The 23,490-nt window shown below is 43.2% G+C and carries 22 protein-coding genes and 1 tRNA gene; 13 read left to right on the top strand and 10 right to left on the bottom strand.

Annotated elements, in window-relative coordinates:
• Positions 1–4: 4 nt before the first annotated feature.
• Genes A8C56_RS08620 through A8C56_RS08610 form a run of 3 tightly spaced genes read right to left on the bottom strand, consistent with a single transcriptional unit; the run spans position 5 to position 2,256 of the window.
• Positions 5–748 carry a 3-keto-disaccharide hydrolase gene (locus A8C56_RS08620; protein ID WP_067754562.1) on the bottom strand — a complete coding sequence of 248 codons (744 nt, stop codon included), beginning with the start codon at positions 746–748 and terminating at the stop codon, positions 5–7.
• A gap of 16 nt (positions 749–764) precedes the next feature.
• Positions 765–1,169, bottom strand: a complete 405-nt coding sequence (locus tag A8C56_RS08615; RefSeq protein ID WP_067754559.1) for a c-type cytochrome — start codon at positions 1,167–1,169, stop codon at positions 765–767.
• 31 nt (positions 1,170–1,200) lie between these two features.
• A complete protein-coding gene (locus A8C56_RS08610) occupies positions 1,201–2,256 on the bottom strand; it encodes a sugar phosphate isomerase/epimerase family protein (RefSeq protein WP_067754556.1) in 1,056 nt (351 codons plus the stop codon).
• 377 nt (positions 2,257–2,633) lie between these two features.
• Between A8C56_RS08610 and A8C56_RS08605 the strand changes: the two genes are divergently transcribed.
• Genes A8C56_RS08605 through A8C56_RS08595 form a run of 3 tightly spaced genes read left to right on the top strand, consistent with a single transcriptional unit; the run spans position 2,634 to position 5,727 of the window.
• A complete protein-coding gene (locus A8C56_RS08605; RefSeq protein ID WP_067754553.1) occupies positions 2,634–3,869 on the top strand; it encodes a nucleoside permease in 1,236 nt (411 codons plus the stop codon).
• A 26-nt stretch (positions 3,870–3,895) separates the two neighbouring features.
• Positions 3,896–4,762: a hydroxypyruvate isomerase family protein gene (locus A8C56_RS08600; RefSeq protein WP_245645800.1), complete on the top strand. Its 867-nt coding sequence runs from the start codon at positions 3,896–3,898 to the stop codon at positions 4,760–4,762.
• Positions 4,763–4,791: 29 nt separating this feature from the next.
• Positions 4,792–5,727, top strand: coding sequence for a sugar phosphate isomerase/epimerase family protein (locus tag A8C56_RS08595; RefSeq protein ID WP_067754547.1), 936 nt, complete (start codon positions 4,792–4,794; stop codon positions 5,725–5,727).
• 279 nt (positions 5,728–6,006) lie between these two features.
• Here A8C56_RS08595 and A8C56_RS08590 read toward each other — a convergent pair whose 3' ends face one another.
• Positions 6,007–8,154 (bottom strand): carboxy terminal-processing peptidase, encoded by a 2,148-nt coding sequence (locus A8C56_RS08590; RefSeq protein WP_067754544.1) that lies wholly within the window; start codon positions 8,152–8,154, stop codon positions 6,007–6,009.
• A 310-nt stretch (positions 8,155–8,464) separates the two neighbouring features.
• Here A8C56_RS08590 and A8C56_RS08580 point away from each other — a divergent pair.
• The 8 genes from A8C56_RS08580 to A8C56_RS08545 all read left to right on the top strand — a co-directional run bounded on the left by A8C56_RS08580 (position 8,465) and on the right by A8C56_RS08545 (position 17,257).
• A tRNA-His gene (locus A8C56_RS08580) sits at positions 8,465–8,538 on the top strand.
• Between the two features lie 64 nt (positions 8,539–8,602).
• Positions 8,603–9,163: a hypothetical protein gene (locus A8C56_RS08575; RefSeq protein WP_067754539.1), complete on the top strand. Its 561-nt coding sequence runs from the start codon at positions 8,603–8,605 to the stop codon at positions 9,161–9,163.
• Between the two features lie 94 nt (positions 9,164–9,257).
• Positions 9,258–11,900: a TonB-dependent receptor gene (locus A8C56_RS08570; RefSeq protein ID WP_067754537.1), complete on the top strand. Its 2,643-nt coding sequence runs from the start codon at positions 9,258–9,260 to the stop codon at positions 11,898–11,900.
• Between the two features lie 68 nt (positions 11,901–11,968).
• A complete protein-coding gene (locus tag A8C56_RS08565; RefSeq protein WP_067754534.1) occupies positions 11,969–13,006 on the top strand; it encodes a Gfo/Idh/MocA family protein in 1,038 nt (345 codons plus the stop codon).
• Positions 13,003–14,067 (top strand): UDP-N-acetyl glucosamine 2-epimerase, encoded by a 1,065-nt coding sequence (locus A8C56_RS08560; protein WP_067754531.1) that lies wholly within the window; start codon positions 13,003–13,005, stop codon positions 14,065–14,067. The genes A8C56_RS08565 and A8C56_RS08560 overlap by 4 nt, the downstream gene beginning before the upstream one ends.
• Before the next feature lie 15 nt (positions 14,068–14,082).
• Positions 14,083–15,201, top strand: a complete 1,119-nt coding sequence (locus A8C56_RS08555) for a glycosyltransferase (RefSeq protein WP_084490121.1) — start codon at positions 14,083–14,085, stop codon at positions 15,199–15,201.
• Positions 15,201–16,328 (top strand): glycosyltransferase family 4 protein, encoded by a 1,128-nt coding sequence (locus A8C56_RS08550; protein WP_067754525.1) that lies wholly within the window; start codon positions 15,201–15,203, stop codon positions 16,326–16,328. Before A8C56_RS08555 ends, A8C56_RS08550 begins: the two co-directional genes overlap by 1 nt.
• Positions 16,329–16,789: 461 nt before the next feature.
• Positions 16,790–17,257: an LEA type 2 family protein gene (locus A8C56_RS08545; protein WP_067754522.1), complete on the top strand. Its 468-nt coding sequence runs from the start codon at positions 16,790–16,792 to the stop codon at positions 17,255–17,257.
• A 23-nt stretch (positions 17,258–17,280) separates the two neighbouring features.
• Here the strand turns inward: A8C56_RS08545 and pyrE are convergent, their stop codons facing one another.
• Entirely contained in the window at positions 17,281–17,913 is a 633-nt protein-coding gene (gene pyrE, locus A8C56_RS08540) for an orotate phosphoribosyltransferase (RefSeq protein ID WP_067754519.1), read from the bottom strand.
• A gap of 60 nt (positions 17,914–17,973) precedes the next feature.
• On the opposite strand from pyrE, the gene A8C56_RS08535 reads away from it, so the two are divergent.
• Together A8C56_RS08535 and A8C56_RS08530 are read left to right on the top strand one after the other, a co-directional pair.
• On the top strand, positions 17,974–18,603 hold the full coding sequence (locus A8C56_RS08535) for an NUDIX hydrolase (protein WP_067754516.1): 630 nt from the start codon (positions 17,974–17,976) through the stop codon (positions 18,601–18,603).
• Positions 18,604–18,737: 134 nt separating this feature from the next.
• Positions 18,738–19,190, top strand: a complete 453-nt coding sequence (locus A8C56_RS08530; RefSeq protein ID WP_067761786.1) for a hypothetical protein — start codon at positions 18,738–18,740, stop codon at positions 19,188–19,190.
• 48 nt (positions 19,191–19,238) lie between these two features.
• Here A8C56_RS08530 and A8C56_RS08525 read toward each other — a convergent pair whose 3' ends face one another.
• The 5 genes from A8C56_RS08525 to A8C56_RS08505 form a co-directional block, all read right to left on the bottom strand.
• On the bottom strand, positions 19,239–20,498 hold the full coding sequence (locus A8C56_RS08525; protein ID WP_067754513.1) for a DUF2851 family protein: 1,260 nt from the start codon (positions 20,496–20,498) through the stop codon (positions 19,239–19,241).
• Positions 20,499–20,590: 92 nt separating this feature from the next.
• Positions 20,591–21,169, bottom strand: a complete 579-nt coding sequence (locus A8C56_RS08520) for a Maf family protein (protein ID WP_067754510.1) — start codon at positions 21,167–21,169, stop codon at positions 20,591–20,593.
• Between the two features lie 5 nt (positions 21,170–21,174).
• On the bottom strand, positions 21,175–22,107 hold the full coding sequence (locus tag A8C56_RS08515) for a geranylgeranylglycerol-phosphate geranylgeranyltransferase (RefSeq protein ID WP_067754507.1): 933 nt from the start codon (positions 22,105–22,107) through the stop codon (positions 21,175–21,177).
• A gap of 14 nt (positions 22,108–22,121) precedes the next feature.
• Complete coding sequence (locus A8C56_RS08510; RefSeq protein ID WP_067754504.1) at positions 22,122–22,643, bottom strand: KdsC family phosphatase; 522 nt, start codon at positions 22,641–22,643, stop codon at positions 22,122–22,124.
• A gap of 81 nt (positions 22,644–22,724) precedes the next feature.
• Entirely contained in the window at positions 22,725–23,483 is a 759-nt protein-coding gene (locus tag A8C56_RS08505) for a Rossmann-like and DUF2520 domain-containing protein (RefSeq protein ID WP_067754500.1), read from the bottom strand.
• Between the last annotated feature and the right edge of the window lie 7 nt (positions 23,484–23,490).

Genomic DNA, 23,490 nt, shown 5'->3' with positions numbered 1-23,490 from the left:
CTGTTTACAGTTTCCTGATTTTAATATTGCGGAACCAAACATTATGACCATGATCCTGCAAAGCAATATGTCCGGACCTGGATTTTGCAAAATCAGGCCATTTGGCAAATTTACTATTAGCGATCAGCTGGTTCCATTCCGGGCTTCCTATGGTAACCTTAGCGGTAACTACACCATTCAGCTTTAATTCAAGATTGCCATTCTGTACTTTAATAGATGCCTGGTTCCATTCTCCTACAGGTTTCGGATGTGAAGTGTTCTTCGCATCTACCAGGTCATACAGGGCGCCTGCCAGGTGCTTGGTATTTTTATTATCATCGGCGGCTATATTATCCAATACCTGCATTTCAGGCCCTGTTAAATAGGTCGCCGGGTATTTTGACTTATCATCCTGTGCTAAAAAAATAATACCACTGTTGGTGCCGGAAGCAGCCTTCCATTCTACCTGCAGCTCAAAATTGTCATAGGCATCATTTGAAACAAGATCGCCGCCGCTTGCGCCAGACTTTTTTGCTTCTTCATTAAAATGAAGGGCGCCGTCCTGTACCTGCCAGGCACCTGCCGTATTTTCCTTGCCATACACATGCCAGCCGTTTGTGGTGGCACCGTCAAACAGCAGTTGCCACCCCGCTGCTTTTTCTTTTGCTGAAAGCGTATTAGGCAGGGCATCCTGTGCCGCCTTTTTTTGCCCTGTGCAGGAACACGCTGCAAGCCCGAATGCCGTGGCCAATAATAAGATTTTGCTCATATTTTTTATTTATAGGCTATTTATTCAATAACAGGATATATTTTACCATTGCTTTTGCATCCGCTTCAGAAACATTCGGATGCGGGGTCATAGGTATATCGCCCCATACGCCACTGCCGCCGGTAATGACTTTTTGGGCAAGCTTGGTAATAGTGGCATCATCTGCGCCTGCATATTTTTTTGCCACATCCCTGTAAGCAGGCCCTGTCAGCTTTTCATCGATCTTATGACAGGTGATGCATTGGTACTGGCCAACCAGCGCCAGCCCTTTCTGATAATCCGGGTTTGATGAATTATCTGAAGCAGGCGCTTCAGTTTTTGTATCAGATGCAGAGGTCTCACTTTTTTGCTCTTCTCCCCCCCCGCCACAGGCGGCGGCCATGGTTGCCAGTATTACGGCTGATAAAATAATTTTCTTCATTTTTTGTACGTTATTGTATTTGGTAAATATATTAATCTATACCCAGAACGTTCCGGTTCAGCTTATCATCTTTTACGGTTGCTGCAAAATCATCAAAAGCCTTATCTGTTACCCGTATAATATGCTCTTTTATGAACTGAGCGCCTTCCTTTGCGCCGTCCTCCGGATTCTTCAAACAGCACTCCCACTCCATAACCGCCCATCCTTTAAAATCATATTCCGCCAGCTTTGAAAAAATGGTTTTAAAATCAACCTGGCCGTCTCCCGGGCTCCTGTAACGGCCGGCTCTTTTCAGCCAGGGCTGATAACCGCCAAAAGCGCCTTTTTTACCGGTTGGGTTAAACTCGGAATCTTTTACATGAAATGCTTTTATACGTTCATGAAAAATATCAATATAGGCTATATAATCCAGGCATTGCAATACAAAATGAGATGGGTCATAAAGCAAACAGGCTCTTGGATGGCCGTTCACTTTTTCCAGGAACATTTCATAAGTGTCCCCGTCAAACAGATCTTCGCCCGGGTGCACTTCATAGCAGACATCAACACCGCAGGCGTCAAATTCATTTAAGATCGGTGTCCAGCGCCGTGCCAATTCGGTAAAGCCTTCGTCTACCAGACCAGCAGGGCGTTGCGGCCACGGATGGAACGTATGCCATAACAGGGACCCGCTGAAAGTGGCATGTGCATTTAACCCCAGGTTTTGGGATGCTTTTGCTGCATATTTCAATTGCTGAATGGCCCATTCTGTGCGGGCTTTGGCATTATTATGAAATTGCTCCGGCGCAAAAGAATCAAACAACAGGTCATATGCAGGGTTCACTGCAACCAGTTGCCCCTGTAAATGTGTGGACAACTCAGTTATTTCCATGCCGCATTCCTTCACCAATCCCTTTATTTCATCAGCATAAGTTTTACTTTCCGCCGCCTTTTGCAGATCAATGAACTGATCATTATTAGTGGGGATCTGCACTCCTTTGAACCCGAGCGACTGTGCCCATGTACAAATAGATTTCAGATCATTAAAAGGGGGCTGGTCTCCGGCAAACTGTGCTAAAAAAATACCCGGGCCTTTTAGCGTAGTCATAAAAAAATTGAATTTTCTGTATCGTTATTAATATTAAGTGGCTAAAAGTACAAAATCTTTGAAACAAATAATACGTTTTAAATTTTTTATGTGTTTCTGATACATTATAGCCGCTACCGCAATAAACGTCATTCTTACAAAAAAATTATACCTACGGGAAATCATCTTTATATCCCGCAATAAAAAAAAGATGCAGATTGATTAACAAGAACTAAAAAATAGTACATTTAGCCTTTAAACAATATTTTATTATCTAATTTTTAACGAAAGCATTGGTATGAAATGAAGCATAAAAATTTTCAGGCAGGTTTATATTTTACGCAATGAAAAATTTTTATGTGTAATTCCATGTGACCAAAAAAACTAAAAAATCTCACATGAAATCAGGCATTAGGATCCAGCTATCATTTATGATGTTCCTTGAATTTTTTATCTGGGGAGCATGGTTTGTAACACTGGGAACATTTTTGGGAACCAATTTAAAGGCAGATGGTCTTGAAACCGCAAAGGTCTTTTCCACACAATCCTGGGGAGCTATTATTGCCCCCTTCATAATTGGCCTTATTGCCGACCGTTATTTCAATGCTGAAAGGATTTTAGGCGTATTGCACCTGATCGGTGCCGGCTTAATGTACCTGATGTTCAAAGCAGAAAATGTAGCTGTTTTTTATCCCTATGTATTTATATACATGGTATTGTTTATGCCCACACTGGCATTGGTGAACTCAGTATCCTTCCGCCAGCTACAGGATCCTGAAAAACAATTTTCCTCGATCCGCGTTTTCGGAACCATCGGGTGGATTGTAGCGGGTGTAGCCATCAGCTTTTTTCATTGGGATAATGAGCAGAATAATCTGCAGGGAGATACGCTGCGCAATACGTTCCTGATGGCCGCCATTGCATCTGCATTTTTGGGATTATTTAGCTTTACATTACCCAAAACACCGCCAAAGGGTAAAGGCACTACCGCCAAAATTTCCGAGATCCTGGGCCTGGATGCATTAAAACTGCTGAAAGACCCCAACTTCCTGATCTTCTTCATAGCTTCTATTGCTATTTGTATTCCCCTGGCTTTTTACTATCAGAATGCCAACCCGTTTTTAACAGCTATAAAACTGGAAAATGCAACCGCCAAAATGGCCATCGGCCAGGTTTCTGAAGCATTGTTCCTTTTACTGCTGCCGGTTTTCTTTAAACGTTTTGGATTTAAAAACACGATCCTTATCGGGATGCTGGCATGGGCGGTTCGCTATGTGCTGTTTGCTTACGGCAATGCAGGTGAGCTGGCATTTATGTTAATTATTGGTATTGCGCTTCATGGCCTTTGTTATGATTTCTTCTTTGTGTCCGGGCAGATTTATACCGATGCAAAGGCCGGGGAAAAATACAAGAGCGCTGCCCAGGGGCTTATAACGCTTGCCACCTATGGTTTGGGCATGCTGATCGGTTTCTGGGTAGCCGGCTATATATCGGATCATTATAAAATGGCCGATGGAAGCACCGACTGGAAAATGGTATGGCTTATTCCTGCCGGCATTGCGGCAGTAGTAATGTTATTATTTGCCCTTGCCTTCAGGGATAAATCAAAAGCAGCAGCCCAGGTAGAGCCATGATGAACAGAAAAACTTCCAGAAGGCAAATGATCAAAGCCCTTGCCCTTACAACAGCCGCAGCGCACAGTACAGATCTTTGGGCCTCCGGCTCAGAAAAGAAAGCAACGGAAATGCAGTTAAAAGGAAATATTAATCATAGCGTTTGCCAGTGGACCTTTGGCGACCTGCCATTGGAAACATTGTGCATCGCCGTAAAAAAAATGGGACTGCAGGCCATTGACCTGCTGGCTCCGAAAGACTGGCCTGTTCTGCGGAAACACGGCCTTACCTGCTCTATGTGTTACATACCGGGTAAAGTAAGCCTTACAGATGGCTTTGCAGGTAAAGAATTTCACACTTCATTAATTAAAGATTATGAAGAAGGAATTCCGCTGGTGGCAAAAGCCGGGTATAAAAACCTCATCTGCTTTAGTGGGAACCGCCGCAATATGGACGATGAAACAGGGCTGAATAACTGCGTGGATGGCATCAAAAAAATCCTTCCCCTGGCAGAAAAGCATAAGGTAACGCTTGTAATGGAGCTATTGAACAGTAAAGTAGACCATCACGACTATATGTGTGACCATACCGCCTGGGGCGTTGAACTCTGCAAGCGTCTTGGCTCAGATCATTTTAAGCTGCTGTATGATATTTATCACATGCAGGTAGATGAAGGAAATGTGATCGCCACTATTCGCGATCATCACCCGTATATTGCACACTATCATACGGCCGGCGTTCCCGGCAGGCATGAATTAAATGCAGATCAGGAGCTCAACTATCCTGCTATAATGAAGGCCATACTGGCTACAGGATTTAAGGGGTATGTGGCCCAGGAATTCATTCCAACAGGTAAAACGGAGGCAGACCGGCTGCAGGCGTTAAAAGATGCCGTCTTAACCTGCGATGTATAAAAAAACTTTATTTAAACAAACAGAAAAACATGTATAACAGAAAAAAATTCCTCAAACTATCCGGAGGTGCTGCTTTAGGATTTTTTGCAGCTCCGTCTTTGATCGCATCCTGTAACTCTGCAAACAATAATGAAAAGCAGTCCGGTGCTGATACTACCGGTAAATCCGCAACCAGCCTCAATGCAGAGCCGGCAGGGATTGCCGCACTTGGTTTACAGTTGTATTCATTAAGAGATGATTTACCCAAAGATCCCAAAGGAATCTTAAAACAGGTGGCATTATTCGGATATAAGGAAATTGAAAGCTTTGAGGGCCAGCAAGGCATGTTCTGGGGTATGGGAAATAAAGGATTTAAACAGTACATGGATGAACTGGGGATGAAAATCGTCAGCAGCCACTGCGATTATAAAAAAGACTTTGAAAAAAAGGCCGCAGAAGCAGCTGAGATTGGTATGAGCTACCTCATTTGTCCCTGGGTAGGCCCGCAGAAAACACTGGATGATTATAAAAAGATTGCTGAAGAATTTAACCAGGCCGGGGAAATCTGCAAAAAGAACGGGTTAAGGTTTGGCTATCATAACCACAATTACAGCTTTACCTTACAGGACGGCCAGTTCCCGCAGGATATTTTCATGCAGCATACAGACAAAGACCTGGTGGATTTTGAAATGGATATTTACTGGGTAGTAACCGCCGGGCAGGATCCTGTTGCCTGGCTAAAAAAATACAACGGCCGCTTTAAGCTTTGCCATATCAAAGACAGGAAAAAAGACATTGCTCCAACCCCGGGCGAGCCCAACCTGAGCGTAATCGTTGGTACCGGCTCTATCGATTTCAAAAAGATCCTGGCGGAGGCGCGTACGGAAGGCATGGTACATTACATCGTGGAACAGGAAGCTTATGAAAAAGCGCCCATTGAATGCGTAAAAGATGATGCGACCTACTTAAATAACCTGACCTTTTAGCTACTGTATGTAAACCAACCTACCATATACTCTAAAACCGGCTTACTCTGCGCCGGTTTTTTTTATGCAATCATCCCGGTTCTGTAATCATACCAGATCGCAGATTTTAATCAGGCCAAAAAGTTTCCGCAAATGCACAAGGGCACAATGCTTCTGTATACAGGCAGAAGAGAGTACAGTCCAGCCATTATCATAGAAGAATTAAGGATCCGGTATACCCCATAACAAAAAGACCAGTCTCAAGGACCGGTCTGAATTTAATAACATGTCAGCTTAGTGCTAGTGCTGCATATTGCCATTCTTGGCCAGCTTGTCAATATGCGCCATATCATCCACAACATCTACCGCCTGGTTCAGATAGATATCCTCACTCAGCGCTTTCTGCCATTGCTTAACCCTTTCTTCCTTATTCTTATCATCAATATGACTTGTATTGGGGTCATTGGGCAATAACGAGATATTCAGCTTATTTTTAAGCTTGGAAACCGCAATGATCTGATCGGCTTTTTGTTTGATCTCTTTACGCTCCTGCCTGTAAGCATCTATATTCAGCGGATAACTCTTATCATTTTCCCTGGCCAGCCATTGCGTATTTTCTTTTATAACCCTGAATGAGCTGTCTGACTTCAATCGCTCTTCGCTTAATGTTTTGATTTCATTCAGGTTCCAGTAGCTCTTCCAGGGTGTATAAGCTGCCTTATTGATCTCATCATAGGGAAGTGCATCCTTATTATCCCGTTCTTTTAATTTTGATTCATCCAGCGGGCTTGGCAATACAATATCAGATTCCACACCTTTTAACTGGGTAGATCCTCCGCTTACCCGGTAAAATTTCTGAAGGGTCAGCTTAACGGTACCCAGGTCTGATTCACCATACGTGATGCCGGTTTTTGCATCAAGGCCGATATTCCTCTGTACGGTTCCTTTACCATAAGTAGACGTGCTTCCGATGATCACTCCCCTTCCGTAATCCTGGATGGCAGCAGCAAAAATCTCGGACGCAGATGCGCTGAATTCATTCACCATTACAGCCAGAGGCCCGTCGTACAAAACAGACTCATCCTTTACATCCAGCACGTTAGCCCGGTTGATCCGGTCCTTTACCTGAACCACAGGACCTTTACCAACAAACAAACCCACCATCTGCACCACATCAAACAAAGATCCGCCGCCATTATTCCGCAGGTCGATGATAATACCATCCACCTTCGCCTCTTTTAGCTTCTGCACTTCTTTTGCTACATCAATAGAGCTTCTTCTGCCATTAGCATCATCAAACGCTGCATAAAATTCAGGCAGATAAACGATGCCGATTTTTGTGTTCTTAACAGAATCCCTGATAATGGCACTACGGGCATACGTATCAAAATCGTTCACGATTTTTTCCCGTTTCAATGCCACCACTTTCATAGTGCCATTAGGCTTTTTAATGGTCAGCTTTACAATGGTCCCTTCTTTTCCGCGGATCAGTTTAACAGCGTCCTGTATGGTATATCCCATCAGATCTTCCGCAGGGCCGTCTCCCTGGGCTACTTTAGCAATAATATCTCCCGGCTCTAACTGACCTGATTTTGCAGCGGGGCTTCCCACATTGCAGGATGCAATTTTTATTTTACCATCAGCCTGCTGTAAAAGCGCGCCAATCCCATAAAAGGTGCCGCTCATTTCCTCATCAAAATAACGCTTGTCCAAAGGCGGCATAAAATCTGTATGAGGGTCCATCGTATTGGTGATGGCATTCATGAACATGTTAAACTTATCATCTGTTGTAAATTTAACCTTATATCTTTCAAACAGCCTTGACAATACGGTATCCGTTTTTAAACGGGCTTCTTTTTCCAGTTGGCCATCTGTTTTTACAACATACCCTTTTTGGTTTTTATTGCTTTTCCGTTCATCCAACAGGTCAACATATCGTTCCAGTGAAAGGTATTTTAACTTCTTTCGCCAGCGGTCTTCCCGCTCCTGCTGGCTGGCAGGGTACTGCAGTTGATCTCCGTCCAGTTGAATAGACTCATCAATGGTATAATCAAACGGTTTTGAAAGAATGCTCTGGGTCCATTTTTGCGCTTCTGAATTTCTCTGATCAAAAACAGATGAAACAGCCAGGAAGCTTTTTACCGGAGCTCCTTTCATTTCATCATCAATCTGGTTCCCGTAGAGGGCCTTCAGCGAATCATAATCCGTCTTAAGGAAAATATTCTTTTCAGGGTCCAGGTCGCTCATAAATTTATCGAACACCTTCTCCGAAAATTTATCATCAATATTTTGCGGACTGAAATGGGCCTGTGACAGCAGTTGCCCCACCAGTTCCATAATCTGTTCATATTTTTCCGGGGGTGCCGTGTTACGGGCAACAGACGATTTGAAAGCAAAAAAAGAACCGGCCAGCAATAAAACCAACAACACAAAAGGTAATCTCTTCATATTTAATAAATATTTTAAAACAGAACGCATCTATCAAAAATAACTCAAAAAACGATGATTTACCTATTTGAACCGGTTTTATTTAAGATAAGATTTTGATAAATTTTCTTTACAAAACAAGCCTTTACTTACTGAGTATCAAAAAGGCCACCTTTCTGATCCCGGTAATCTGCCGTTCAGATCAACAGCCGGAAGCCTCTCCCTTCTTCCCTGTTGCTGCCACCTGCTTCCGGAACAGGATTCTGATAAAAAACAATAAATTCTTATCTGTTGTATTTATTTTTTATTTACATTTGCAACCCTGTTAATGGTGGCTGTAGCTCAGTTGGTTAGAGCATCAGATTGTGGTTCTGAGGGTCGCCGGTTCGAACCCGGTTAGCCACCCGGTAAAACCTCGAATGTAAATTCGGGGTTTTTTTGTAATTCCTAACCGGTAAATATACTTTGTATGCCTCAGTGGTTATTCCTTCTGCCTGTTATATCAGCTGTTATCGGTCTTTTGATCCATACAATTGCCGGCAGCTACCTCTTAAAGAGCTATCTGCCCGGGCAGGATAACCGTCTGGCTCAAAAACTGGCAGAAGCTGCGTCTCAATACCTTTCCGGTACCCTGAATATTGATGCAAAGCTCAGCAACCCGGAATTGATTGAAAAAGCAATGCCCTCTATTGAAAAACATATAGATGAATTTTTAAATGTAAAATTAAAAGAAGAGATCCCGATGCTGGCAATGTTTGTTGGCAACAAAACAACCGATAAGATCAAAGAGGTTTTTATTGACCAGCTAAAGCAGTTATTTCCACAGGTAATGCTTCAGATCACCGGCAATTTAAAAGATCAGCTGAATATAGAGGCAACCCTGCTGAAACAGTTGAAAAAGACCCCGGTATCTTCTGTTATTAAGGAGGAACTGAAAGGCATCAATGCCCAATTTCAGAGGCTCGGACTGCTGTTTGGTTTTATTATCGGGCTGATCAATCTTATTATTGTTTATTGTACAATTAATTAACCCCCTGTAACAGATATTGCTCACCCATCATAATCTGTTAGCGGGAACAACAAGAATTCTGTTTTTTACACGTCTAACGGACAAACTTATTTTAATGAAGAAAAATTTACTGCTAGGATTATTGATCGTTCTTTCGATAGGATTAAGTGCACAAAACGGGCAGATGCCTACAGGATCTTTATATGGTAAGGTAATTGATTCGGCCAGTGGCAAGGGCGTTGATGCGGCTTCTGTTCAGCTTTTACAGGTAAAAAAAGATTCAAGCGGAAAAAATAATGAAACTGTTGTAACCGGAATGCTTACAAAAGCAAATGGGGAATTCAACCTGGAAGGCGTACCCGTTATGGGAAGATACATCCTTGAGATCTCAGGGATCGGCCATGCTACCTACCGCAAGCCGTTCCTGTTTTTTGATCCTGCAAAAATGAAACAGGGCAATAAAGATATGAGCAGTCTGCTGGGCAACCTGGATAAAGACCTCGGGAATATTAAGCTGGGCATCGATAACCAGACCCTGGCGGCTGTAACAGTTACGGGGTCCAAGCCAACGGTAAGCCTGGGCATTGACCGGAAGGTATATAATGTTGAAAATAATCTGATGGCTGCGGGAGGAACAGCTACGGATCTGCTAAAGAATATACCGTCCGTTAATGTGGATATAGACGGGAATGTAACCATACGAAATGCATCTCCACAACTGTTCATAGACGGGAGGCCCACAACCCTTACACTGGACCAGATTCCTTCAGACCAGATCGAAACAATTGAGGTCATTACCAATCCTTCTGCAAAATACGATGCTTCCGGAGGAAATGCCGGGATCTTAAACATTGTTCTGAAAAAAACAAAACGCGTGGGCTATTCCGGAAATGTAAGGGCGGGCATTGATCAGCGCGGGAAATGGAACCTCGGCGGAAATATCAATATCAAACAGGGCAAATTCAATTTTTTTGCTAACGCCAACTACGGTCAGCGAAAATCAATTTCTGACGGAACCACAGAGCGGAACACGTACAGGCAGGACACTACTTACCATCTTTTTCAGACAGACCACAACGTAGGCGACGGTGAATTTATGTTTGGCCGTGCCGGCTTTGATTATTTCCTGGATAACCGAAATACATTTACTATTTCCGGTATTGGTGTAAAAGGAAACTTTGATAACAGTACCACCAGCAATTTACTGGTAGATACCCTGGCCCCCGGTTATAATCCGCAATCAAGAACGATCAGGCAGTCTGACGGCGGGTTTAGTTTCAGGAACCTGGGCGGGAGCTTCGGGTATGTGCACAATTTCCCGCAAAACGGTCACCAGCTTACTGCTGATGTCAATTATAACAAAAGTAAAAATAACAATACCACCACCATCGGGAACCAGATCTTTGCCAACAGCAATGGTCCCCAAACAGGCACTTTCGGGCAGCAGCAACTGGGTAACGGCAACAATGAGCGCTTAACCGCCCAGGCCGATTATACCAACCCGATCAGCGATAACTCCAAACTGGAAGCGGGCGTTCGTCTGAACCAGACAAAAACAAACAGTCTGAACGACCTGTATTACCTGCAGAACGGTACTTATGTGCTGCAACCGTTATTATCATCCCGGTTCAATTATAAGGACCAGGTGCTGGCCGCCTATGGCAATTTCTCCAGCAGGATCGGAGAAAAATTTGGCTACCAGGTAGGCTTAAGACTGGAAAGCTCCAGTTATGACGGTACGGTTTACTCCAGTACCAAAAATGCAGATGGCAGCTATGCAGGTTCCAGCCAGCATTTTAATATAAAATATCCGGTTAGCCTGTTCCCCAGTATTTTCCTTAGCCAGAAGCTGAACGACAAACAGGACCTGCAACTGAACTATAGCCGCAGGATCAACCGTCCGGGCTTTTTCCAGCTCTTTCCCTATACAGACTATTCGGACTCCCTGAACCTCAGCCGGGGTAACCCCAACCTGAAACCGGAATTTGTTAATTCATTTGAGCTTTCTTATTCCAACAACTTTAACCGCAAAAACAACCTGATCCTGTCGCTCTATTATAAGCACACTAATGGTTTAATTACCCGGTACGGGTTCCAGGACGTAAATCCTCTTAATGAAGATACGGTGATCGTTAATTCCTTTATTAATGCCAACTCGGGCTTTGTTGGCGGGTTTGAGGCCATCAGCAAAAATTCCATCACCCCCTGGTGGGATCTGACCAGCAACGTTAATATTTACACTTCAAAGATCAATATTGACGATCCAGGCATTCCCACTTCCGAACAAATGTATAGCTGGTTTGGCAAGATCAATAATGACTTTAAGCTTCCCATGAACTTTACACTACAGCTTTCCGGAGACTATAACTCAAAAACAGTATTGTCTCCCGGCGGAAGCGCAGGTAATAATTCCGGCGGGGGCCGGGGTTTTATGGGCGGCGCTGTAAGCGGCAATGCCCAGGGCTACTCCATGCCTTCGTATGGTGTGGATGCCGCAGTGAAATACGAGTTTTTAAAAGGAAAGGCTGCATCAGTTACCCTTAGCGTTAATGATATCTTTAAAACCCGTAAAAGCGATATCTATACCAATGCAGGATTTTATGATCAGCATCAGATGCGTACAAGAGATCAGCAGTTCTTCCGGATCAACTTTGCCTATCGCTTTGGTAAATTTGACGCCTCCCTCTTCAAAAGGAAAAATATAAAAAGCGAGCAGGAAAGCATACAGGGCGGTATGCAGGGAATGGGCGGACAATAAGTTTGCACAGGGCTTCCTGTGGTTTACAGGCCATCAACGTATCCCTTATTCTATTATTTTTGCACCCGATGAATCGGGATAAACACTTTGCAATTGTAGGCTGTGGGAATATAGGGCAAAGGCATGCAAAACATGCTTCCACTTTTGGGATACTGGACGCGGTAGTTGACAGTGACTTTAAAAAGGCGAAAGCACTTGCCGGGAAATATAATTGCAGGGCCTGTTCTTCCCTGGAAGAATTATTATCACAAAATCCGTTGCTGGATGTCATCAGTATCTGCACGCCCAACTGGCTGCATGCTCCGCAATCCATACAATGCCTGGAAGCGGGGTTTCATGTTCTCTGTGAAAAGCCAATGGCCATCCATTACAGCGATGCGCAAAAAATGGTTCAGGTATCGCACAATACCGGCAAAAAACTGTTCATTGTAAAGCAAAACAGGTATAACCCTCCTATTGCATTCGTAAAACAATTAATTGAAAACGGCAGCTTAGGCAGGCTTTACAGCTTTCATGTAAACGGGTTCTGGAACAGGCCGGCCAACTATTATACCAACTGGCGGGGAAAATTGAAAACAGATGGCGGCACACTCTACACGCAATTCAGCCATTTCATCGATCTGATCATGTGGTTTTTCGGAGATGCAGTATCGGCTTCCCTGCTGTCAGCTAATCTGGCACATCCTGATATTGAATTTGAGGATACGGGCGTTATCCAGTTTAAAATGCAGACCGGCATAATAGGCAGTTTTTCCTACAGCGTGAACAGCTTTGAGAAAAATATGGAAGGCTCCATCACCCTTCTTGGAGAAAAAGGAACGATAAAGATCGGCGGGCAGTATTTAAATGAATTGGAATATTTTCGTGTACAGGGGATCGATAAACCCGATTTACCGATCGGGAACGGCGCCAATCAATACGGCAATTATGAAGGCAGCATGAGCAATCATGATAAAATTTATGAAAACCTCATTGAAGCACTGGATAATGACAATCACCCCTTTTTACAGGCAAACGAAGGATCATTACTAATAAAATTTATAGAAGATCTGTATAAGACCTCAGAAAATCGTTTTAAAAACAGCTATAATACTGAAAACACATGAAGGCACTTATACATGTAGTAGGAAACAGGCCCCAGTTCATAAAATTAAGCGTCCTCTATAAAGCTATCGCGCAATACGGCAATATAAGGCAAACGATTATCCATACCGGCCAGCATTACGATTTTCAAATGAGCGATATTTTTTTTAAAGAGCTCAGTATTCCTGCACCTGATATTATTTTTAAAAATCCGCCGGCAGGCAATGCCGATGTCTTTATTGGCAATACATCCGCTCAGTTGCAACAAGTATTTCAGGAGCAGGATGAGCCGCTTGTTATTGTATACGGCGATACCAATACCACCCTGGCTGGTGCGCTTGCTGCCATTCGGTCCGGGTGCCTCCTTTTTCATGTGGAGTCTGGTATACGAACAAATAATCCTTCCATGCCGGAAGAAATAAACAGGGTGCTGACAGACCGTTTGGCAACTACCAACTATTGTTGCACGCAGTTCAATTATCAAACCATGCAGTCTGAAGGCTATCAACATGCAATCAACAGCCGGTTATTATTAAGCGGCGATCTGATGTATGATGCATTTTTAAAATACAACACCCCTGCCTCCCTGCAAAGTATTAAAACAACTGATCCCTATATTTTAGCTACGATACACCGGCGTGAAAATATATTATCACCCCAGTATTTAAAAGATATTATTGCTGCATTCAATGATATTCACAAAAGAATTCAGGTAGTTGTGCCCCTGCATCCACATACAAAAACAATCATTAATACGATTGATATCCCTGCCGGATTTACACAAATAGAGCCGGTTGGCTATGCCGAGATGAATACGCTCCTTAAAAACGCCGCGTATGTTATTACGGATAGTGGCGGATTATCCAGGGAGGCTTATTTTGCCCAAAAAAAATCTTTGATCATTATGGACAAACCGTTCTGGCCCGAAATTATAGCATCAGAATGTGCCATTGCCACTGCTACCGATACTATTATTCCTAACTTTGAAAAACTGGCTCACCTGACCCCGGACTTCGGAAGCCGGCTTTTTGGCTCGGGCAATGCGGCAGATTTTATCGCAAACGATATCAATTTTTTCCTATAATTGTGATGACAATCCATGCCTGACAAAAAGAAAATCACGGTTGCCGTTATTTCTGAATTAACAACAGATCAAAGGGTCATTCGCATTTGTGACACACTCCAGCACATGGGATTTGATGTTTTTGTGTATGCCCGGTCTGAAAAAAACAGCTTGCCCCTTGGCCAATACAGCTTCCGGGCCAAAAGAATTCATTGCTATTTTAAAAGCGGCTTTTTAAAATTCGGGGAATTTAATATCAAGTTGCTTTTAAAACTACTGTTTAAAAAAACAGACTACATTTTAGCAAATGATTTGGATGCATTAGTTCCGGCATTTATTGCATCAAAAATCAGGAATAAAAAATTATTTTATGATACACATGAATATTATACAGGGGTACCGGAGCTAAAAAACGCTCCATTTAAAAAATCGGTCTGGAAATTTTTTGAAAACCGGATATTCCCAAAGCTTGAAACAATTTATACCGTAAACGACTCTGTCAAAAGACTGTATGATACAGAATACAAAAAGAACCTGGCAGTAATAAGGAATGTTCCCGTAAGAACGGTTGTAAAACCAATCGAAAAACCGCTTCACTGGAAAAACAGAACTGTTCTCCTTATGCAGGGCATTGGCATACACCCGGGAAGAGGGGGAATTGAATTGCTGGAAATGATGAAATTTATGCCCGATGAATATCTTCTTGTTTATATCGGCTGGGGCACTCAATGGGAAGAAATCCTGCAAAAACGAACAGCATGGAGTTTACAGCATAAAGTGGAAATGATCCCGAAAATGCCCCCGGAACAACTTAAACAATACACACCACACGCTGATTTAGGATTTTCATTGGATGGTTTTGACAATGACAACTATTTATATAACCTTCCCAACAAACTTTTTGACTATATACAGGCGGGAGTGCCCGTTGTGGCCACTGCCATACCGGAGGTATTAAAAATAATTGAACATTACCATTGCGGAATTTGTTTATTCTCTAATGAACCTGAAAAAATGGCTGAGGCAGTTATAAAACTCTATCATAATAAAGAATATTATCAAACACTTAAAAACAATGCACGCATCGCTGCGCAGGAACTCTGCTGGGATATAGAAAAAATAAAACTGCAGGATATTTATAAACCATATCTCTGATGAATAAGCAAATACATATGGTTTGCCTGGATGTTCCATGGCCGGCAGATTATGGTGGCGTTATTGATATGATGAACCGCATCCGGGCATTTAACCGGTTGGGTGTTAAGGTGCACCTGCACTACTTCAGTTATAATGAAAGGGGCACTCCTGCAGAGCTGAATGCCTTTTGCGAAACGGTGAATGTATATTGCCGGAAGAAAAAAAGTGAGTGCCTGAATCTTTCGCTGCCCTATATCGTTTCCTCAAGGATCAATGAGCAGCTCATAGGGCGGTTAAACCAGGATGGGCTTCCCATTCTCCTGGAAGGGCTCCACTGTACAGGAATCATACCTTATATAAATAATAAAAGCAGGAAGATCTGCGTGCGCATGCACAATAATGAAGAGTTATACTACAAAGATCTGGCAAGGGCAACCTCCGATCTTTTTAAAAAGCTCTATTTCAGCACTGAAAGCAAGCTTATAAAAAAATATACCTTAACCCTTCCCAGGAACCTGTTACTGGCCTGTGTCTCCGACAAAGACGTAGCATTTTTTAACGAGCTGGGATTTGAAAATGCCTTTTTATTACCCACATTTCCGAGCTGGCAGGAGGTCAACAGCCTGGAAGGAATGGGCACGCACTGCCTATTTCATGGAAATCTGTCCGTGCCGGAAAATGAAGAAGCCGCCTTATGGTTGCTGAATAAGGTCTTTACAAAGGTAAGAGTTCCCTTTATCATAGCAGGCAAGTCTCCCGGCCGGCAACTGCAAAAAGCGGCGGCGCTCTGCCAGCATACCTGCCTGGTCAGCAATCCCTGTGAATCGGAGATCAATGACCTGGTGCAAAAAGCACATATAAATGTGTTGCCCAACTTTAATAAAAATATTACAGGAATACGTTTAAAGCTTTTACACTCATTGTATTCCGGAAGACACTGCGTTACAACCCCGGCAATGGTAGCAAGTACAGGGCTGGAAACGGCCTGCCATATCGGAACCAGCTCTAATGCGATTGCATCCATTATCTCCCGGCTTTATTATAAGCCCTTTGAAGAAGACGAAATAGCCCTGAGGAAAACCCTTGTTGAAAAGACTTTCGACAATAATAAAAATACAGCCACCCTTATCAGTCATCTTTGGTAAGCCCCTGCAATGAGGGCCTTTGCATAGATCTTCCCTGTTCATAACAGTGCTTAACAATAAAACATATACAATACTTATTTAATATAATTTTTATATAAACTTGTTTATAATAATACAAATACAATAAATTAAAAATCAAACTATTGAATAATAAATTATTTTTTTATTCAATGTAAGTTAACTGACTCAATATGACATTCTTAATACTGACATATAATCCATTTTTAATAAACTATATAACTTGTAAATCATTTATAATGATATGTTTAATATATATATTTTATACTAATTTATTTAGTTTAATTCAGGGCAGCCAGAAAATAAAAAATACTAATAGATTTAGGCCCTGTTCTGGAAGAATCCAGTTAATGCCTTCCCGTATATAATGTTTTTAACAACAGTTTGCAGCATATGAATCAAATTCCTTGTTTACTTTGTTTATTTAACTGAAATGTATCCTGATGAAACAGTTATTGGTTTTATTATTTGCTGCAGGCCTTCTCCTGCCCTCCTGTATGAAATACAGGGATATAAAATTTGTTGGGGTCAGCAATGTACAGGTGGGTAAGATCGGAATGAACGAAACCACCCTTGATATGAATCTGATCTTTAATAATCCGAATCATGTTGGAGCTACCTTAAATAACGCCAGGGGACAGGCATGGATCCAGGATATTTATGTGGGTGATTTTCTGTTGAACCAGGATGTAAAAATTCCTGCGGCCAGCGATTTTCCGGTGCCGGTTCGTTTAAAATTAAACCTGAAGGACCTTATCAGAAATTCACTTGCCCTTATTACAAGAGATTCCATAAACCTACGGGTAGAGGGCAGTGCCGGACTTAGCAAAGGGGGCATCATAAAAAATTTCCCGCTTCATTATGCAGGAAAGCAGCCTTCCAGCCAGTTGCTGGGGCAAATCAAATTCTGACAATCCGGAATGATAAGCAGCGGTCAGATGCCCGTCCAGTTAGCAGGGTCTTCCCTCCACTTCAGCAAAAGGGCAGCATCTTCCTCTTTAATAATTCCTTTTTCCATTGCCAGGTCCAGTAAAACAGGGTAACTCGTCAGTGGCTGGTACTTTAGGTTTCTTTCTTCAAAGGCCGCTTTGGATACAGAAAAGTCATACGTAAAAATAGATACCATCCCTACAATATCCAGGCCGGCGCTTAAAAGCGCATCTACAGCCTGTAAACTGCTTTTGCCGGTGCTGACCAGGTCTTCCACAACTGCCACCTTCTGCCCCTTTTCAAACAGCCCTTCCACCTGGTTGCCCAGTCCGTGCTCTTTGGGTTTGGGGCGCACATAAATAAAAGGAAGCTTTAGCTGATCCGCAGCCATGGCTCCCCATGCAATAGCGCCTGTAGCAACGCCAGCAATGCACTCTGCCTCGCTGAACTGTTCAAACAGTACATTGCACAATTCGCTTTTTATAAAATCGCGCACAAACGGGAACGACAAAACACTGCGGTTATCGCAATAGATCGGGCTCTTCCACCCGCTTGCCCATGTAAACGGCTCATGGGGTCTTAATTTTATTGCATTTACCTGTAATAACTTTTCTGCAACTACCTTTGCATCGTTCATAACAGCTCCCTAAATTTAGGTTGCGAAATTAAGCGCTATCTGTTATAAAACCGGAATAATATGCAAATTAAAATCCACATTCATAATAAAGTATTATATCTCTGTGATTCCCTGAACGAGCTACTACAGGAATTGTTACACCATCCTAAAACGATTTTTATTGACGAACTGGACACGCATTCCGTAAAAGCAATGCTTCATGAATTAACCCTGCCGGGCATCAGTACGGGTATCTTTCAGCATAAAGATTTAAAACAACTGAAAAAAGCTTTCTTCCGGAAATTTGAGCTCATCCGGGCAGGAGGCGGTTTGGTCACCAATGAAAGAAATGAAGTATTGATGATCTTTCGCAGGGGCTTTTGGGATCTGCCCAAAGGGAAGCTGGACGAAGGAGAAACTATTGAAGAATGTGCCGTTCGGGAAGTTCAGGAGGAAACAGGGCTGATAAAATTAGAACGGGGGCCCCTCCTGCTCACCACCTATCACACGTATGAGCAGGGCACGCATCAGATCATAAAGGAATCCTGCTGGTTTAAGATGAAAGCAACTGCAGCAGAAATACTGATCCCGCAAACCGAAGAAGATATTGAGCAAATTGAATGGGTCCCTGTCACTGCAGTTAGTGCTTACAAGGCCAAAGCCTATGCTGCTATTGCAGATGTGCTGGATGCATGGGCGTTACAGCAATAATCCCTTCCTGCTTCTCCGGCCCTGGTAAAAAACGATCTTAATAAATTATTAACTAAGTGAATGCATACTTGTTTTTAAAAGAAACGTCTTTTTTACAGAACAAGATTATTCACCAAAAACCCAAGGAGGGAGTCATGAAAAAGTTCATTATTCTGGCCGTATTAATAAGCGGCATCACAACAGCACAGTATGCCAGCGCACAGGTAAGCGTTAGTGTCAATATAGGAAGCCAGCCGCAATGGGGCCCTTCAGGATACAATTATGCCCATTATTATTACCTGCCTGAAATCAATGCTTATTATGATGTAGTTAATCGCACCTACATTATTCAGAAAAGGAGAAACTGGGTTACAGTACGCAGCTTACCTGCCCGGTACCGGAATTTTGATCTCTACCGTACCTATAAAGTGGTAATGAATACCAACCGGCCCTGGGTCAGCAATACAACACATGTAAGAAATTATTCAAAGTACAGAAACGATTATACCCAGGTTTCTATAAGAGATTATAACAGGCGCAATGACGGTCATAACAATGACCGCGGGCGCCACAGCTACCCTTCCGGCCGTAGCGGCAGCAGAAGATAGTAATTGCAATCCCTGTTTGTTTGTAAAGGGTGCCTGAAAAGGCGCCCTTTACTTTTCCTGTTTCAATAAATAATTACCCACCGTGCAATGCAAACAGTTCCGTTCATCGCAAAAGCGGCTTTTCAGCTCAATAAATGCCTGTGAATCTACTGCCGCAGTATTGGAAAGCCCCAGTTCCTCAAACCCTTTAGTGATCGTATTCTTTTCTGCACCTAACTCTTCCAGCCAGCGGATGGCCTTTTCTTTCAACCGGTTCTTATCAATAAAGCAGCCATAGGCAAAAAGGATCGGGCATACGGTATTAACAATGATATTATTGATCATAGCCGAGCCGATCGCCTTTTCCCTGTAAGTGCTTTGATCCCTGAGGCTGTAATGGTAATTCCAGAAATCATTGGCATTGGCCTTAAACAGCAGTTTCGCTTTTTTTAATGACTCTTCCTCCAGAAGCTTTGAAAACAGGTGGGCCGAAGAATGAATAATGGCAGCCAGTTGCGCCAGCCGCAGGGTGGGAAAATTTCCGGGCCGCATTCTCAGGAACTGTACCGGATACGCTATGGCTGAAAGGCCATATTTCCGTTGTAAAAAGGCATATTCCCGCTGCAATAGCTTTGGGTAAGGATCCTCAAAGGAATCGTTCAGCAGTCCTGCCTGGCCCAGCAGCAGAGCCTCCAGTTGATGAATCTGGTTCTTATGCTTTGCCAGTATTCTTAGCGGGATCGTTTTTGCCATCGCCTCAAAAGCATCAGCATTCACCGGAACGCCCAGGTTCCTTGCCAGCAGCCACCAGAAACTTTCTTCCCAGTGCTGCTCATTGGCTTCCTGGTATTGCTGAATGACCATCCCCTTGCGAATAAGCCGTTCTGCAACCAGCCGGCTTTTCCATACATTAAAAATGATCGCGGGAACCTTCAGAATCTGGTGCTCGCAGGGAATAAATGACTGCGCCTGCATCAGGCTATTGTATCGTTTCAGCAAACTCCGGGAGATCCTCGTTTTTAATTCCAGCACCGGAATCCCGGACTGAGGCCTGTCGTTTTCATAAACCACATGAAGGATCACTTTCCGGTAATTTTTATCCTGCTGGTGCTGATGTTTTTCCCAGTCTGAAGTTTTCAGATGCAGTTCTACCGAACCGGCCCAGGTAGTACTGCCTATTTGTATCCGCGCATTTTCAAAATCAGGACCCTGGTTACGGTTTATGATACCGGGCTTAATGATCCGCAACGGTTCTTTTTCAGCGGTGGTTAAGAATGCGTTATTAAAATACTGGAATTGCCAGATGTACTGCAATAGTTGTTCATTCATAAGTTAACGTTTTTAATGTTTTTCAATCATTGGTCGTTGCTGCAAAGGTACAGAACAGGTGCCGCAGTCAGTACAAACAAAGCGCATCCTCTTCAGTCTTTGTCTGAACGATACCCTAAGGTACGAATTTCCTGCAAGACCCGGCTTACCGGCAACCCCATTACATTATAAAAATCACCCTGGATCCTTTTAATGCCTGTAACACCGATCCATTCCTGTATAGCATAAGCGCCCGCTTTATCAAATGGTTGATATTTATCTACATAGTAGGTGATCTGCTGAGGAGTCAGCGGATGGAAGAGCACTTCTGTACGCTCCGAAAAAACAACTTCCTCTTTGCCTTTTAAAAGTGCCACGCCCGTTATAACATAGTGTGTAGCGCCTTGCAGCCTGGTAAGAATATCAATAGCTGCTTCCCGGGTTTCCGGCTTGCCGATCACCCGGTCTTCCAGCACCACGATGGTATCAGCAGCAATAATGATATCTTCTGCTGTAACCTGGTCCGTTATAGCATACCCTTTTCGCTTTGCCACATCAGCAACGGCAGCATTCAACTCCAGCGCCGGATCAAATGTTTCGTCAGTTTCTTTTGTAATAATACGAAACGAAAGATCTGCCATTTCCAGCAACTGTTTGCGTCGGGGCGATGAAGAGGCAAGGATAAGCGCCATATTGTTTATAAATGAAAATAAAAAAGGGCCATAGACAGGATGCCTGTAAGCATAATGGCTTTTGTTAATGTACTCAGAAAATGATACTCCTTCGGCGTGCCGGCAGCAATTAATTTCCGGAAAAGGTACAAGGCAGGGAGGATAATGAATACAAGGCAATAAACAACGTCTATCCACCAACCCAGCTGCAAAATGTAAACCTGCACTACAATCAGCAGGCATATTAAAAGCATCAGCCATACAGCCACATAAACCTTTGTGGCATTGATGCCCCATACAATGGGCATCGTTTTACACCCGTATTTTTGATCACCGGCAATATCCTCAATATCTTTAATGGCTTCTCTTATAAGTGAGATGATAAAGGCAAAACCAGAGTACAGTACCGCAAAACGGAATAATTTTAACTGTTCCGGTCTTGTGTTATGAAAAGCATCTGAAAATGAGAATTTCGACAGGAAAATGATCATGATAGTCCAGGCGGTTAGCAGGGAAACGACCACATTGCCGATCAGCGTATCCTTCTTAAAGCGCACGGAATAGAACCACAGCAATACCACACAAATAACATTGGCTACCACCAGGTACCAGCGTGAAAAAGGGTTGACCGCAATGGCGGTCAGCAGGATCCCGAGCAGGCTTAGTCCCATATGCCATACCAATGCCCATCTCCGGTTAATGTATTTGCCAATAATCATTTTTCCCGGTTTATTGATGCGGTCAATATTCATATCAAAGTAATCGTTAATGATATTCCCTCCGGCTGCAATAAATACAGAAGCAATCACCAGCAATACAAACTGGAAAGTGTCCTTCACGGGTATATTATTCCTGTAAACAGGGGCATAAATGCAAAACTGGAACAGCACCTGTGTCAGCACAATAAATACGAGGTTGGGCCAGCGCACTAATTTAAAAAATGCTGGGATCGGCTTCATAATATTCCTTAAACCTATGTTGACGCGATCAAAGGCTCTACGCCCCATTGATCATTTGCGCGCAATACTTTTTCAATCACTTCACGTACGCAGCCCCGCCCCCCGGGAAAGATGGATACAAATTGTGCGGCACGCTGTACATCGCCAACTGCATCAGCAGGGCAACAGGATACCGATACAAGATCAAAAACCGGGAGATCAGGAAGGTCATCTCCCATAAACAACACTTCCTCTGCATTCATATTCCTCTTTTCCATCAATGCAGCCACAAACACTTTTTTATCTTTTACCTGGAAGTGCACCTCTTCAATGCCCAGCCGGTTCAGCCGCAACTGGGTGGCGGAAGGTGCTGACCCTGAAATAATAATAATTTTATAGCCATGCTTTACTGCCAGCTGAAGAGCATACCCGTCTTTAGTGTTCATGACCCTGGCCATCTCCCCGCTCTCCAATACTAAAATATCTCCATTGGTCAATACACCGTCAATGTCAAACATAAAAACGCGTACCTTCTTAAATCGTTGCAGTAGGTCCATGTAACCGGTTATTTGATTCCTTTATTTAAAAACTGATGCAAAAGTATTGGTTTAAAGCCATAGGTAGCACTACCTGCGTTGTTAATGATTCATTAATGCAGTAGTTAAAAAATCGTATACAGCCAGTTGTTCCGGGTAATCCTTCAGTAACGCTTTATGCCGGTTGATTGTTTCCAGGTCTTTCCGCACGGCTGGGCCGGTCTGCAGGTCGCCCGGTGCCTCTGTTTCAAGGCGGTCGGCCGTATTCTTAACCAGGGGTAATAACTCTTTAAAGTCGATCCCTTCCTTCTTACAGAATGCGGCAGCAAGGTCAAACAGGTAATTGGTAAAGTTATTCACAAAAACTGCAGCTACATGTAATTGGGTACGCTTATCAATACCAGCGGTATGAACCGGGATATCGCTGACCGATGCTGCAAGATGATCCAGTATCTTTTGGGTATAGGCGTTGGACGCCTCCGTATAAATAGCAAGCGCCGGCAATGAATGCTGTTGCTTCCGCAGGCTCTGTAACGGGTACAGCACGCCATAATTTTCTGAAACATTTTTTAACACCTCCATTGGTACGGCAGCAGCTGTATGCGCCACTATCTTATTCTTTAACTGCAAATCAGCAGCAATAACAGTTATGGCTGAATCGGCCACTGCAATCAGGTAAAAGTCTGCTTCTTTTGAGATCAGGCTTGCATAATTTACAGACCGGGTGTTCCACTCATAGGCAAGTTCAGAAGCAGCCGTTGCATTCCTGCCATAAACCTGGATGATTTCATGATGCGCTTTGATCAGCTTCCTGCCCAATACAGCCGCTACATTACCCGTGCCAATGATTACGATCTTCATAATATCA

The organism is Niabella ginsenosidivorans (assembly GCF_001654455.1).
Taxonomy (GTDB): Bacteria; Bacteroidota; Bacteroidia; order Chitinophagales; family Chitinophagaceae; genus Niabella; species Niabella ginsenosidivorans.
The sequence above is the reverse complement of the archived record's forward strand: the minus strand, read 5'-3'. Positions and strand labels throughout refer to the sequence as shown.